Annotated in this window: 12 protein-coding genes; 4 read left to right on the top strand and 8 right to left on the bottom strand. The window is 71.8% G+C overall.

Annotated features, from left to right (window positions below):
• Positions 1 to 7: 7 nt before the first annotated feature.
• Positions 8 to 1,264: a sugar ABC transporter substrate-binding protein gene (locus Q9R08_RS18720; RefSeq protein ID WP_308869687.1), complete on the bottom strand. Its 1,257-nt coding sequence runs from the start codon at positions 1,262 to 1,264 to the stop codon at positions 8 to 10.
• Positions 1,265 to 1,476: 212 nt separating this feature from the next.
• On the opposite strand from Q9R08_RS18720, the gene Q9R08_RS18715 reads away from it, so the two are divergent.
• Complete coding sequence (locus Q9R08_RS18715) at positions 1,477 to 2,487, top strand: LacI family DNA-binding transcriptional regulator (protein WP_308869686.1); 1,011 nt, start codon at positions 1,477 to 1,479, stop codon at positions 2,485 to 2,487.
• A 40-nt stretch (positions 2,488 to 2,527) separates the two neighbouring features.
• Here the strand turns inward: Q9R08_RS18715 and Q9R08_RS18710 are convergent, their stop codons facing one another.
• From Q9R08_RS18710 to Q9R08_RS18700, 3 genes are all read right to left on the bottom strand, one after another.
• On the bottom strand, positions 2,528 to 3,814 hold the full coding sequence (locus Q9R08_RS18710) for an MFS transporter (RefSeq protein WP_308869685.1): 1,287 nt from the start codon (positions 3,812 to 3,814) through the stop codon (positions 2,528 to 2,530).
• Positions 3,811 to 4,395 (bottom strand): winged helix-turn-helix domain-containing protein, encoded by a 585-nt coding sequence (locus Q9R08_RS18705; protein ID WP_308869684.1) that lies wholly within the window; start codon positions 4,393 to 4,395, stop codon positions 3,811 to 3,813. The genes Q9R08_RS18710 and Q9R08_RS18705 overlap by 4 nt, the downstream gene beginning before the upstream one ends.
• Positions 4,396 to 4,459: 64 nt before the next feature.
• A complete protein-coding gene (locus tag Q9R08_RS18700; RefSeq protein ID WP_308869683.1) occupies positions 4,460 to 5,284 on the bottom strand; it encodes an IclR family transcriptional regulator in 825 nt (274 codons plus the stop codon).
• 61 nt (positions 5,285 to 5,345) lie between these two features.
• Here Q9R08_RS18700 and hutH point away from each other — a divergent pair, with 61 nt between their 5' ends.
• The 3 genes from hutH to hutI are packed head-to-tail and all read left to right on the top strand — an operon-like array spanning position 5,346 to position 9,847.
• A complete protein-coding gene (gene hutH, locus Q9R08_RS18695; RefSeq protein ID WP_308869682.1) occupies positions 5,346 to 6,932 on the top strand; it encodes a histidine ammonia-lyase in 1,587 nt (528 codons plus the stop codon).
• Position 6,933: 1 nt separating this feature from the next.
• Positions 6,934 to 8,628 (top strand): urocanate hydratase, encoded by a 1,695-nt coding sequence (hutU, locus tag Q9R08_RS18690; RefSeq protein WP_308869681.1) that lies wholly within the window; start codon positions 6,934 to 6,936, stop codon positions 8,626 to 8,628.
• A 25-nt stretch (positions 8,629 to 8,653) separates the two neighbouring features.
• Positions 8,654 to 9,847, top strand: coding sequence for an imidazolonepropionase (gene hutI, locus Q9R08_RS18685; RefSeq protein ID WP_308869680.1), 1,194 nt, complete (start codon positions 8,654 to 8,656; stop codon positions 9,845 to 9,847).
• A gap of 13 nt (positions 9,848 to 9,860) precedes the next feature.
• Here hutI and Q9R08_RS18680 read toward each other — a convergent pair whose 3' ends face one another.
• The 4 genes from Q9R08_RS18680 to Q9R08_RS18665 form a co-directional block, all read right to left on the bottom strand.
• The gene (locus tag Q9R08_RS18680) at positions 9,861 to 10,331 is read right to left on the bottom strand and encodes a SixA phosphatase family protein (protein ID WP_308869679.1); all 471 of its coding nucleotides are present in this window, start codon (positions 10,329 to 10,331) and stop codon (positions 9,861 to 9,863) included.
• Positions 10,328 to 11,224, bottom strand: a complete 897-nt coding sequence (locus Q9R08_RS18675) for an agmatinase family protein (protein ID WP_308869678.1) — start codon at positions 11,222 to 11,224, stop codon at positions 10,328 to 10,330. The genes Q9R08_RS18680 and Q9R08_RS18675 overlap by 4 nt, the downstream gene beginning before the upstream one ends.
• A 21-nt stretch (positions 11,225 to 11,245) precedes the next feature.
• Entirely contained in the window at positions 11,246 to 11,596 is a 351-nt protein-coding gene (locus Q9R08_RS18670) for a gamma-glutamylcyclotransferase family protein (protein ID WP_308869677.1), read from the bottom strand.
• Positions 11,597 to 11,695: 99 nt separating this feature from the next.
• The gene (locus tag Q9R08_RS18665) at positions 11,696 to 12,967 is read right to left on the bottom strand and encodes a DUF445 domain-containing protein (RefSeq protein ID WP_308869676.1); all 1,272 of its coding nucleotides are present in this window, start codon (positions 12,965 to 12,967) and stop codon (positions 11,696 to 11,698) included.
• Positions 12,968 to 12,970: the final 3 nt, after the last annotated feature.

Here is a 12,970-nt window from a genome sequence, read left to right as displayed (position 1 = left end):
GGCTCGCTCAGCCGACGATCGCCTCGAGGTTGGACTGCACCGAGTCGAGGATCTGCTGCGGGTCGCCGGTCTTCAGGCCCTCGAGCTGGGCGTTGAAGTCGGTGATGACGTCAGCCGTGCCGTCGTACGTCGGGATGCCCTGCGCATAGTCCGCACCCGCGAGGAACGCCGCGAGGTCGGGGTTGTCGGTGGTCCATTGCTCTGCGGCGGACTCGATGGAGGGCATGACGCCGAACGCCTCGGAGAAGGCGAGCTGCTGCTCGGTGCTCGTCAGGTACTGCACGAGGTCGAGTGCGGCCTGCTGGTTGGGGCTGTCGGCAGCCATGCCCCAGCAGTTGGTGTACTGCAGCGTGCCCTTGCCCGCCGGGCCCTCCGGGAGCTCGGCGACCACGTACTGGACGTCGGGGAAGTCGTTGGTCATCGCGCCCGTGATCCAGTTGCCCTCGATGGTCATCGCGGTCAGCTGCTTGCCGAACGCCTCGCCGCCCCATCCCGCACCGACGTCGGAGGAGTAGGCGAACGTGCCCGCCGTCATGTTGTCCTGCACATAGGTGAGGGCGTCGACGTTCTCCTGGCTGCTGGCGATGGCCTCGCCGTCCTTCACGAGGCCGCCACCCGCCTGCGCCATGAACGCGCCCACGCGCTGGTACTCGGGTCCGAAGCCGAGGCCGACGACGCCGTCCTTCGTCAGGGTCTGCGCGACGGTCGCCAGCTGGTCCCACGTGGTCGGGATGTCGGCGTCGGTCAGGCCGGCGGCATCCCACAGTCCCTTGTTGATGACGAGAGCGAGCGTCGAGAAGTCCTTCGGCGCGCAGTAGAACTCGTCCTCGAACGTGAAGTTCTCGACGAGCGACGGGTAGAAGTCGTCCTTGTTCTCGAGCTGGTCGCCGTAGGCCACGAGCGAGCCGTTGCCGGCGTAGCCGGCGAGCGCCTCGGTCGCCAGGTAGAACAGGTCGGGCGGATCGCCCGCCGCGAAGCCCTGCGAGAGCTGCTGCGGAAGGTCGTTCGCGACCTGGACGCTGGCCTCGACGCCGGAATCCTCCGACCAGGCCGCGACGGCATCCTCGACGGCGGTCGTCTCCGCGTCACCCGACGTGCCGATGAGGACCGTGAGGGCATCGTCGCTCGAGGTGAGTTCACCCGAGCCAGCGTCACCGCCCCCGCCGCCGTCGTCGAACCCGGAACCGCAGGACGTCAGTGCCAGCGCTCCGGTTATCAGGAGCGCGCCCGCTCCGAGGAGGCCGCGTGTGGTGTGCCGTGTCATGAGTCTCTTCTCCTTCGATGAGTGCTTCGGGATCGGCATCGATCGCGCATGTGCTGTCGAGCGACTCTGGGGTGCTCGGAATTTGAACGATCAAAGTCGGTTCGTGATGCCACGGTAGAAACTGTGGGGCGCGAGTGTCAAGGGGATTGGCGCGCCCGTAGGATAACGATTTGAACGATCCGATCCGGCGCCGATGGGGGAGGAGGATCATCATGGCGAAGCCGCCCACGGTCGAAGACGTCGCGCTCGCTGCGGGTGTCTCCCGTCAGACGGTGTCCAACGTCCTCAACAGCCCCGACATCGTGCGCGAGAAGACGCGCGAGCGCGTGCTGCAGGCGATCTCGGACCTGGGCTACCGCCCGCAGGTGGCGGCGCGGCGGCTGCGCACGCGCCGCAGCTCGACCATCGGCATCCACCTCGACCCCTACGCCGGCGGGATCTCCGGAGTCGTCCTCGATCGATTCGTCCACGCGCTGACCGAGCACGCGAGCGACCGCGGCATGCGCATCCAGCTCTACGCCGCGCGATCCCCGGCGGAGGAGATCGACCGCATGCGCGAGCTCACTGATGGCGGCGAGATCGACGCGGTGGTCATCACGGGAACCTTCCCCGGTGACCCGCGCACGCGATGGCTGGCCGAGCGGGAGATTCCGTTCGTGTCGTTCGGGCGCCCGTGGGGCGAGGATGACGTGGCGGACCCCGCGCACCTGTGGGTGGACGTCGACGGCGCGGCCGGGACCCGCGCCGCCACGGTCGAAGTGCTCGCGCGGGGCGGCTCACGCGTCGCCTTCCTGGGCTGGCCCGCCGGGTCGGGCACCGGGGATGAGCGGGAGCGCGGCTGGCGTGAGGCGATGGCCAGCGCGGATGCCGACGGCCGACGGCTCGTGAGCGAGGAGGGCGTGGGGCGTGCCCGCGCGGTCGTCGACGAGTTCCTCGCGGACGGCGAAGGGGTCGACGGGATCGTGTGCGCGAGCGACGCCCTCGCGATCGGCGCGCATCTGGCGGCGGCCTCTGCCGGCATGCCCGAGCTGCCCATCATCGGGTTCGACAACACCCCCGCCGCAGAGGCGATGGGGCTCAGCAGCGTGGAGCAGCTGCCGGAGCGCGTCGCGGTGGGCGTCCTCGAGCTGCTGATGGGGGCGTCGGGCAGTGTCGTGGCGCCGCGGACTCCGACCGCCGGTTCGGCGCACGTGCTCGTCGAACCGCAGCTCGTGCTGCGATAGCAGCGGCGGCCCGTCCGGCGACAGAGGCCGGCGGCCGCGGTTACGGGGTGCGGCTCACGGCATCCGTGGCGCCTTCGGCCTTCCGCGTCGGACGATCCTCCATGCGAGGCAGCCACAGCAGGGCGATCACGCCGCTCAGCAGATACAGGCATCCCTGCGCCTCGAGCAGCGGGAGCAGCCCGATCGCGCCGTCGGAGAGGGCCCCCAGCAGGATGCCGAGCGCCTGCCCGACGGCGCTGACCAGCCCGACCGCGGCGAAGACGGCACCGCGCTGCCGCGGCTCCGACTCCTCCTGCAGCACGCTCATCAGTCCGGCGATCATGATCACGCCTGGGGCTCCGACGGCCGCGAACAGCAGAACGTACGGCCAGACGTCGGTGGTGACCGCCGGAAGGTTCCAGGTGACCAGCGACAGAGCACCGAAGGCGAACAGGCTGGCCGCGGTGAGCGCGCGCGGTGACGATCCCCGTGCGATGAACCCGAGAACGACGCCCGCCACGACCGCGCCCACGGCCTGGATGCCGCGCAGCAGGCCGACGTCGGCATCCGATCCTCGCAGCGGGCCGAGCGCGAACAGCACGAAGAGCACGAGGAACATGCCCTGGGCGACGCTCGAGACGAGGATCACCGCGAACGCGCCGCGCAGCCGCCGGATGCGGAGCGCGGCGAGGAGACCGACCGCGCGCACGTCGCGGGAGTCGGGATGGGGGGTGTCGGCGGTCGCGTCGGTGCTGCCCCGGTCATGCGCGGCCGCCTTCACTGCGGGGAGTGTCGCGATGAGCACGGCCGAGATGACGTACGTGACGGCATCGGCCGCGACGATGAGGCCGAGATCGCCGACCGCGAGCAGGACGCCGCCGAGCGGGCCGCCGATGAGCCGGCCGAGGTTCTGATTCAGGCCGATCAGCGCGTTGGCCGAGACCAGGCGCTCGGTGTCGACCAGATCGGGCAGCAGCGTGTTCTTCGCCGGCTCGAACAGCGTGCTCAGCGAGGCGTGCACGAATATGACGGCGTACGCCAGCGGAAGGTCGGCGACCTCGTTCACCCAGAGGAGGGGGAGGAGCGCGAGGGCCTGGCCGATGTTCACCGCCACCATGATCCAGCGGCGGTCGAACCGGCCGATGAGCCGTGCCGCGAGCGGCGCGAGCACCACCGCGGGCACCAGCTCCAGCAGGAACGCGATCGACGTGCCGAGCGCTGACCCCGTGAGCTGGAAGACGACGAGCGGAAGCGCGATGAACAGCAGCCAGTCGCCCGTGTCGGAGATGAGCCCGGCCGCCCAGAGTCGGCGGAACGCGGGAATCGCGAAAGCGGTGCGCGGGGTCATCTCCCGGCCTCGCCGAACGTCGGACGCGGGAACGCCAGGAGCGAGAGGTTGGCGATGGCGGCATCCTCGGGTGCGTCCGACCGCGTCGCCGCGATGTAGGGACGGACGATCGCATCGATGCGCTCGACGATCGACCGCAGCTCATCGGGGTTGACCGCGAGACCGTACTGGGCATGGGCGTCGACGTCGCGCCACGCGCCCTCGATGCGGTCGCGCCGGCGCACATGCTCGCGGGCCAACTGGTAGTCGAGCCGGATGGCGGCCTCGAGCATCGCGGTCGCGCTGGCGACGACCGACGGGTCGGCGGAGTCGAGATCGAGGCTCAGGCCGGTGATCGTCGCGCGCCACGGCCGTTCGCGGCCGTCGTCGGACTCGACGGACTCGACCAGGCCGTGCTTGGCGAGCACCCGCAGGTGGTAGCTGCAGTTGGACGGGCTGTCGTCGACTGCTCGCGCGCACTCCGAGGCGGTCGCCGCACCGTGCGACATCAGGAAGCTCAGCAGGTCGAGGCGCACCGGGTGCGCGAGGGCGTCGAGCGCCGCCGGGTCGGTGATCGTGCGTCTGATCGCGGGATCGGCCATGATCGTCCAATCTGAAAGGTCGTTTCAGATTATGCGCTCCGATGGCGAGATCTGCAAGAGCCTTTCAGAGTTTCGGTCTGGAGGGACGTGCGCCGCGGATCCGGCGGCCGAGTTCCGTCGCCATCGGTGCGACGAGAGCCGCCAAGGCCGCCGGGTCGCGCTCTTCCTCGGCGGGATAGGTGACGGCGATCGCCGCGATCGGCCAGCCGACGTGGTCGAGCACGGCGACGCCGATCGACCCGAGTCCCAGAGTCACCTCGCCGTCCTCGAAGGCCCAGCCCCGCGCCCGCACCTCGCGGAGGAGCTCGCGCAACTCGCTCGGCCGGCGCGGGCCCCGGCCGGTGCGGTCGGCGAACGCCGCGGCATCCGGGAACAGCGCCCGCACCTGCTCGCGGGGAAGGGCCGCGAGCATCGCCCGGCCCGTCGCCGTGAGGTGCGACGGCAGGCGGACACCGACGTCCGTGACGAGCGCGGGTCTGCGCGGCGCGCGCTCCTCGACGATGTACAGCACGTCGCGGCCGTGCATCACAGCGAGGTGGGCGCTCTCGCCCGCACGATCGACGAGATCGGCGAGCACCGGGCGTCCGAGACGGGCGAGCGGCTCCTGCCGCGAGTAGCCGCCGGCCAGCTCGAACGCGGCGAGGCCCAGACCCCATCGCCGCTCCTCAGGGAGGTGCACCACGAAATGGTGCTCCTGCAGCGCGCCGAGCAGGTGATACACGCTCGAGCGCGGGATGCCGAGTGCCGTCGCGATCGCGCTCGCCGGCGCCGGTCCGCGCTGGCGAGCGAGGAACGACAGGATCCGCAGGGTCTGGTCGGCGGCGGGCACCTGCGGGCGCGGGGGATCCGCGCGCGGCGGGTCTCGGAAGTTGTGCTGGCTGTCTGGCATGACAGACACAGGATCGCACGGTCCGCTGTCGCGCGGCAGCCCCGCGGTGTGGAATCGGAGCATGATCACCGTCACGCCCCCTCCCGCGAACGACACCGCCGCCGTCACCACCGGCGCGGTCACCGTCGGGGCGGCCCCGCTGCGCCCCGCGGACGTCGTCGCCGTCGCCCGGCACGGCGCCCAGGTCGCCCTCTCACCGGAAGCCCTCGCCGGCGTCGCGGCCGCCCGCGCCCTTGTCGAAGGTCTCGCCGACGACCCGGAGCCGCACTACGGCATCTCGACGGGATTCGGCGCGCTCGCCACGACGTTCATCGCCCCGGAGCGCCGCGTGCAGCTGCAGGCGAGCCTCATCCGTTCGCATGCGGCAGGCACCGGGCGCGAGGTGGAGCGCGAGGTCGTGCGCGCCCTCATGCTGCTGCGGCTGCAGACCCTCGCCACCGGCCACACCGGCGTGCGCCCCGTCGTCGTCGAGACGTATGCGGGCATGCTCAACGCCGGCGTCACGCCGATCGTCCGCGAGTACGGCTCGCTCGGCTGCTCGGGCGACCTCGCCCCGCTGTCGCACGTCGCGCTCGCCGCGATGGGCGAAGGGCGCGTCCGCGACGCCGACGGCGAAGAGGTCGAAGCCGCCGACGCGCTGGCCGCGGCTGGCCTGACCCCGCTGGTGCTCCGCGAGAAGGAGGGACTCGCGCTCATCAACGGCACCGATGGCATGCTCGGGATGCTGCTGCTCGCGCTCCACGACATCTCGCTGCTGCTCGACACCGCCGACGTCGCCGCGGCGATGTCGGTCGAATCGCAGCTGGGCACCGATGCGGTGTTCGCCGCCGACCTGCAGGCACTGCGCCCGCAGGTCGGCCAGGCGGTGTCGGCCGCGAACCTGCGCACCGTGCTGGCCGGCTCGCCGATCGTGGCGTCGCACCGCGACCCGGCCGTCTGCACGCGGGTGCAGGACGCGTACTCGCTGCGCTGCTCGCCGCAGGTGCACGGCGCCGCGCGCGACACCGCCGACCACGCGCTGACGGTCGCCACGAGAGAGCTCGCCGCCGCCGTCGACAATCCCGTCATCACCGACGACGGCCGCGTCGAGTCCAACGGCAACTTCCACGGCGCGCCCGTGGCGTACGTGCTCGACTTCCTCGCCATCGCCGTCGCCGACGTCGCCTCGATCTCGGAGCGCCGCACCGATCGCGCCCTCGACCCCGCCCGCAGCAACGGGCTCCCGCCGTTCCTCGCGCACGAGGTCGGCGTCGACTCGGGGTTCATGATCGCCCAGTACGCGGCGGCGGGGATCGTCTCGGAGCTGAAGCGACTCGCCGTGCCGGCATCCGTCGACTCCATCCCATCGTCGGCGATGCAGGAGGACCACGTCTCGATGGGGTGGGCCGCCGCCCGCAAACTGCGCCGCGCGATCGACGGGCTCTCGCGGGTCCTCGCGATCGAGGTGCTCACGGCAGCGCGCGCCCTCGACCTGCGCGCACCGCTGCAGCCCGCCGTCGCCACCGGCGCCGTCCGCCACCTGGTGCGCACCGTCGCCGGCGGTCCCGGTCCCGACCGGTTCCTGTCGCCCGAGATGGAGGCGGTGACCACGCTCGTCGCGTCGGGCGCCGTCGCCCAGACCGCCTTTCAGACCACCACGAAGGAGTGAGATGTCCGTTTCCACAGATTCGACGACCGGCGTGAATGCCCCCACGGTCCGCGCGCCGCGCGGCCCGGAGCGCACCGCGAAGAGCTGGGGCGCCGAGGCCGCCAAGCGCATGCTCATGAACAACCTCGACCCCGAGGTCGCCGAGCACCCCGAAGAACTCGTCGTCTACGGCGGCACCGGCCGCGCCGCGCGCAGCTGGGCGGCGTTCGACGCGATAGTGCGCACACTCGACGAACTCGAGCCGGACGAGACGCTGCTCGTGCAGTCCGGCAAGCCGGTCGGCGTGTTCCGCACGCACGAGTGGGCCCCGCGCGTGCTGATCGCCAACTCCAACCTCGTCGGCGACTGGGCGACCTGGCCCGAGTTCCGCCGGCTCGAAGAGCTCGGCCTCACGATGTACGGCCAGATGACGGCGGGCTCGTGGATCTACATCGGCACGCAGGGCATCCTGCAGGGCACCTACGAGACGTTCGCGGCCGTCGCCCGGTCGCTCGGCCGCGACGACCTCACCGGCACCCTGACGCTCACGGGCGGCGCGGGCGGAATGGGCGGCGCGCAGCCGCTCGCCGTGACCCTCAACGGGGGAGCGGTGCTCATCGTCGACGTCGACGAGTCACGCCTTGCCCGTCGCGTCGAGCACGGCTACCTCGACGAGTACACGACCGACCTCGATGCCGCCCTCGCGCGGGTCGTCGCCGCGAAGGCCGCGGGCGAGGCTCTCTCGGTCGGCGTCGTCGGCAACGCCGCCGAGGTCTTCGGCGACATCCTGCTCCGCCATCGCGCGGGCGAGGTCACCGTCGACATCGTCACCGATCAGACGAGCGCGCACGACCCGCTCGCGTACCTGCCGGTGGGGATCGCTTTCGATGACTGGAAGGCGGAGGCCGCCCGCGATCCCGAGGCCTTCACCGCCCGCGCCCGCGGCAGCATGGCGAAGCACGTCGCCGCGATGGTCGGATTCCAGGATGCCGGCGCCGAGGTCTTCGACTACGGCAACTCGATCCGCGCCGAGGCGCAGCTCGGCGGCTTCGAGCGCGCCTTCGACTTCCCGGGCTTCGTGCCGGCGTACATCCGCCCGCAGTTCGCCGAAGGGCGCGGACCGTTCCGCTGGGTCGCGCTCTCGGGAGACCCCGAGGACATCCGCAAGACCGATGAGGCGGTCAAGGCGCTCTTCCCCGACAACGCCGGGCTCGTGCGCTGGCTCGACAAGGCGAGCGACGCCGTGCACTTCGAAGGACTGCCGGCGCGCATCTGCTGGCTGGGCTATCAGGAGCGACACCTCGCGGGGCTGAAGTTCAACGAGATGGTCGCCTCGGGCGAGCTGTCGGCCCCGATCGTCATCGGCCGCGACCATCTCGATGCCGGCTCGGTGGCGAGTCCCTACCGCGAGACCGAGGCGATGGCCGACGGCTCCGACGCGATCGCGGACTGGCCGCTGCTCAACGCGCTGCTCAACACCGCGTCGGGCGCGGCCTGGGTGTCGATCCACCACGGCGGCGGCGTCGGCATCGGCCGCAGCATCCACGCCGGGCAGGTCACCGTCGCCGACGGTACCCCCCTCGCCGCCGAGAAGCTCGCCCGCGTGCTCACGAACGACCCGGGCACCGGCGTCATGCGTCACGTGGACGCCGGCTACGAGCGGGCCAAGGAGGTCGCGCGCGAGCGCGGGCTCCAGGTCCCGATGCTCGATGCGTAGCCCTGGACGTGGACGGACGGATGCCGTGACCACGACGCTGCTCACCAATATCGGCGAGCTCACCACGAACGTCGAGCGCGACGGCGACCCCTGCGGCACGCTGCACGATGCGGCGGTGCTGATCGAGGGGGACCGGATCGGGTGGGTGGGTTCGGGGGCCGAGGCCGACGACGTCGTAGCCCGCCTCGCACGCTCGGACACCGGGACGCCGGTCGTGGATGCCGGCGGTCGTGCCGTCATCCCGGGCTTCGTCGACAGCCACACGCACCTGGTGTTCGGCGGCGACCGTGCCGACGAGTTCGAGGCGCGGATGACCGGTACGCCGTATGCCGCAGGGGGCATACGGCGTACCGTGGCGGCGACACGCGCGGCGACGGATGACGAGCTGCGCGCCCGCCTCGCCGGTTTCGTGACCGAACTGCACCGTCAGGGCACGACGACCTTCGAGATCAAGACGGGCTACGGGCTCACCGTCGCCGACGAGGAACGGCTGGCGCGGCTGGCCGCCGAGGTCACGGCGGAGGTCACCTTCCTCGGCGCCCACGTCGTACCCGTGGAGTACGCCGAGCGCCGCGACGCCTACGTCGACCTCGTGTGCGACGAGATGCTCCGCGCGTGCGCACCGCACAGCCGGTGGGTGGACGTGTTCTGCGAGCGCGGGGCCTTCACCGCGGCGGAGTCGCGGCGGATCCTCGCCGCCGGCGTCGCGCACGGCCTCGAGCCGCGCGTGCACGGCAATCAGCTCGGCCACGGCGAGGGTGTGAGCCTCGCCGTGGCGATGGGTGCGGCATCCGTCGACCACTGCACCTATCTCGATGACGACGATGTGACCGCGCTGGCCGGCTCCGACACGGTGGCGACCCTGCTGCCGGGCGTCGAGTTCTCGACGCGACAGCCATACCCCGATGCGCGACGGCTGATCGACGCCGGAGTGACGGTCGCGCTGGCGAGCGACTGCAACCCCGGCTCGAGCTTCACGAGCTCGATGCCGCTGATGGTCGCCCTCGCCGTGCGCGAGATGGGCATGACGCCGTCCGAGGCGGTCTGGGCGGCGACCGCGGGCGGCGCCCGCGCCCTGCGCCGGGATGACGTCGGCGCGCTCGCCCCCGGCATGCACGCCGACCTCGTGCTGCTCGACGCGCCGACGCGGGTACACCTCGCGTACCGCCCCGGTGTGCCGCTCGTGCGCACCGTGTGGGCGGGTGGCGTGCAGGTCTAGCCGGGAGACCGCATCAGCGGGGGACGTCGAACGTCCAGTTGTCGGGATCGACGGCGGCGGCGACATCCCAGTCGTCCTGCGCCCAGATGAACGTCGCGACGGCGCACGTCGGCATATGGGCGATGTCATCGTCCGAGAGACGGGCGGCGAGTGCGCTCATGCCGGGGTCGTGCGCGACGACCATGACCGCCTGGGCACGCGTCGCGGCTGCCGCCTCGAGGATCTTCGACGCCGGAGCCCCGTACAGCTCGGGGTCGAGCGACACCGCCGCACCGAGCTCGGCGGCGAAGGCCTCTGCCGTCGTCCGCGCCCGCAGCGCCGTGCTCGACAAGATGACGTCGGGCCGGAAACCGGTGGCCGCGAGTCGCGCCGCCATCCGCGGCGCGTCCCGCATGCCGCGGTCGTTCAGCGGACGGTCGTGATCGTCGAGGCTGGAATCCCCCCAGTCCGACTTGGCATGCCGCACCAGCACGAGACGGATCATGACGCCACCTTTCGCAGGGCCTTTCCGGCGAGGAGTTCGAGGACGCACAGGGCAGCCAGCCGCACCGTGCGCCCGTCCGGCGCATCCGCCGTCGCGTCGACCTCGGCGATGTCGGCACTGTGCACGCGGGCGTCGGAGGCGACCGCCCGCACCAGCGCGCGCAGCTCCCACGCGGCGAGGCCACCGGGAACGGATGCGGGGCACCCGGGCGCGACGGAACGGTCGCAGACGTCCACATCGATATCGAGATGCACCGTGCCTCCGCCGGCGCCGGCGATCTCCAGCGCCTCGGCGACGACGTCGGCCGCACCACCGCGTCGCACATCGTCCATCGTCACGACGGTGATGCCGAGGTCGGCCGCGCGCTGTGCGTACGCCACCGAGTTCGCGAAATCGGCAATGCCGAGCTGGACGATGCGTCGGGGGTCGAGGCCGTCCGCCACGAGCCGCCGCACCGGCGACCCGTTGGACACGCCGTCGCGCAGGTCGAAGTGCGCATCGATGGTGATGAGTCCGGTCGCCGCAGCGCCCTGCGCGACGGCGTACGTGATCGAGTTGTCGCCGCCGAGCGCGACGACAAGGTCGGCGCGCCCCCGCAGCGCCGCCACCGCAGCGCGGACGGATGCCTCGCCCGCGGGTCCGTCGGGCTCGTCCACGTCGCCCGCGTCGGCGATGCGCAGCACCTCGCCGAGATCCAGCGGGGGAGGACCGAGGAGCGTCGGACTGTACCGCTGCAGGGCCTCGCGGATCGCACCGGGCGTGGCATGCGCGCCGGTGGGGGAAAGCGAGGTGCGGAACGCGGGGACACCGAGGATGGCGGCATCCCAGCCGCCGTCGTCGATGGCCGGCCACGCGCCTGCGCGGGGCCAGAGAGGGTCATGGGCGAGCGTCACGCTCTGACGCTACCGGCCCGGTCAGGCCGCGACGTAGACCCACGCGGAGCGACCGCTCGCGAGCACCACGGCGATGCGGCGGTAGAGCGCCACCTCGTACTCGTCGGACGCGTCGAGCTCGTCCGCGGTGACCAGGAGTGCCTTGCCCACGACCTTGTCGAGCGGGTTGCCGGTCTCTCGGACGATGGGGTGCACGGAGAGGCCCGAGAGGTCGACCACCCGGGTGTCCTCGATCTCGGCGTAGTCCACGGTGTAGCCGGGCAGGACGTCGTCCTCGCTTTCGACCAGGCGCCCGAACGTGTCGAGCTGGACGTCGGGGTGCTGCAGGGTCCCGTAGCTGAACAGGTACTCGAGGGGCTCGTCCACCGACACGGCATCAGGCTAACGCGCGGCGTCGCCGCGCCCCCGGGTCTTCACGCAGTGTTTACACGCGACGGAGGACGTCCGGTCCGCGCCGCGGCGCGGGCGCACTCAGCCCAGCAGCGCGTGCGCGATCGAGAAGATGGCGAGGCCCGCCAGGGCACCCACGATCGTGCCGTTGAGACGGATGTACTGCAGATCGCGTCCGACCATGAGCTCGATCTTCTCGGTCGTCTCGGCAGGGTCCCACCGTTCCACGGTGTCGGTGATGATCGACGCGATGTCATGGCGATAGCGGTCGACGAGGAAGACGGCGGCATCGGTGACCCAGGAGTCCACGCGGCGCTGGAGGGCGGCATCCGTCGTCAGTCGTCCGCCGATCTCGGCCAGCGCCTCCGCAGCGCGCCGGCGCAGCCCGCTGTCGGGGTCGGAGAGGGAGCGCAGCAGCCCCGCCTTCGCCGTGGTCCACACCTCGCCGGCCAGGTCGCGCACGCGAGGGCTGTCGAAGACCGCGAGCTTGGCGTCCTCGAAGCGCCCGATCGTCGCCGGATCGTGCTGCAGGTTCGCGGCGAGCCGGTCGAGGTACGCGTCGATCGCCACGCGCGCAGGATGCCCCGGATCCGACCGCACCGCGGCCACGAACTTGACGGCCTCGTTGTAGACGGTGTCGTCGACGAACCGGTGCGCGATCGACGGCACCCACCCGGGCAGGCGCCGCGAGATGACGCCGGTGAAGGATGCCTGATTCGCGGCGAGCCACGCCGCGATGCTGTCGGCGGCGAGATCGACGGCGCCGCGGTGCGCGCCCGCCTCGACGATGCGTCCGAGCCACTCGCCCAGCGGCGGTCCCCACTCCGGCGTGATGAGGTGCTCGCGGGCGAGCTCCTCGATGACGTCGCGCACGTCGTCGTCGCTCAGGGCCTGCAGGACGCCGCTCGCCATGACGGATCCCTCGGCCGCGACCCGCTCCGCGTGCGCCGGCGCGCTCAGCCACTCGCCGAGCCGGGCGGCGATCGCGGTCTGATCGAGCTTGGTGCGCACGACCTGGGCGCGGAGGAACTCGGTCTCGACGAACTCGCCGAGCGTCCGGCCGATCTCGTCCTTGCGGCTGGGGATGATCGCGGTGTGCGGGATGGGGATGCCGAGCGGATGCCGGAACAGCGCCGTCACCGCGAACCAGTCGGCGAGCGCACCCACCATGCCGCCCTCGGCCGCTGCGCGGACGTAGGCGAGTGCGGGGATGTCCTGCTGGAAGGCGAACGAGAAGGCGAACAGGACCGCCATGAAGACCAATGCACCGAGGGCGACGCCCTTCATGGTGCGCAGCGCTCGGCGGCGCTCCTGGTCGGCAGGACTCAGGAGATGGGTCGGTGTGGGCGACATGCG

The sequence above is a fragment of the Microbacterium psychrotolerans genome (assembly GCF_031085295.1).
Lineage (GTDB): Bacteria > Actinomycetota > Actinomycetes > Actinomycetales > Microbacteriaceae > Microbacterium > Microbacterium psychrotolerans.
The sequence above is the reverse complement of the archived record's forward strand: the minus strand, read 5'-3'. Positions and strand labels throughout refer to the sequence as shown.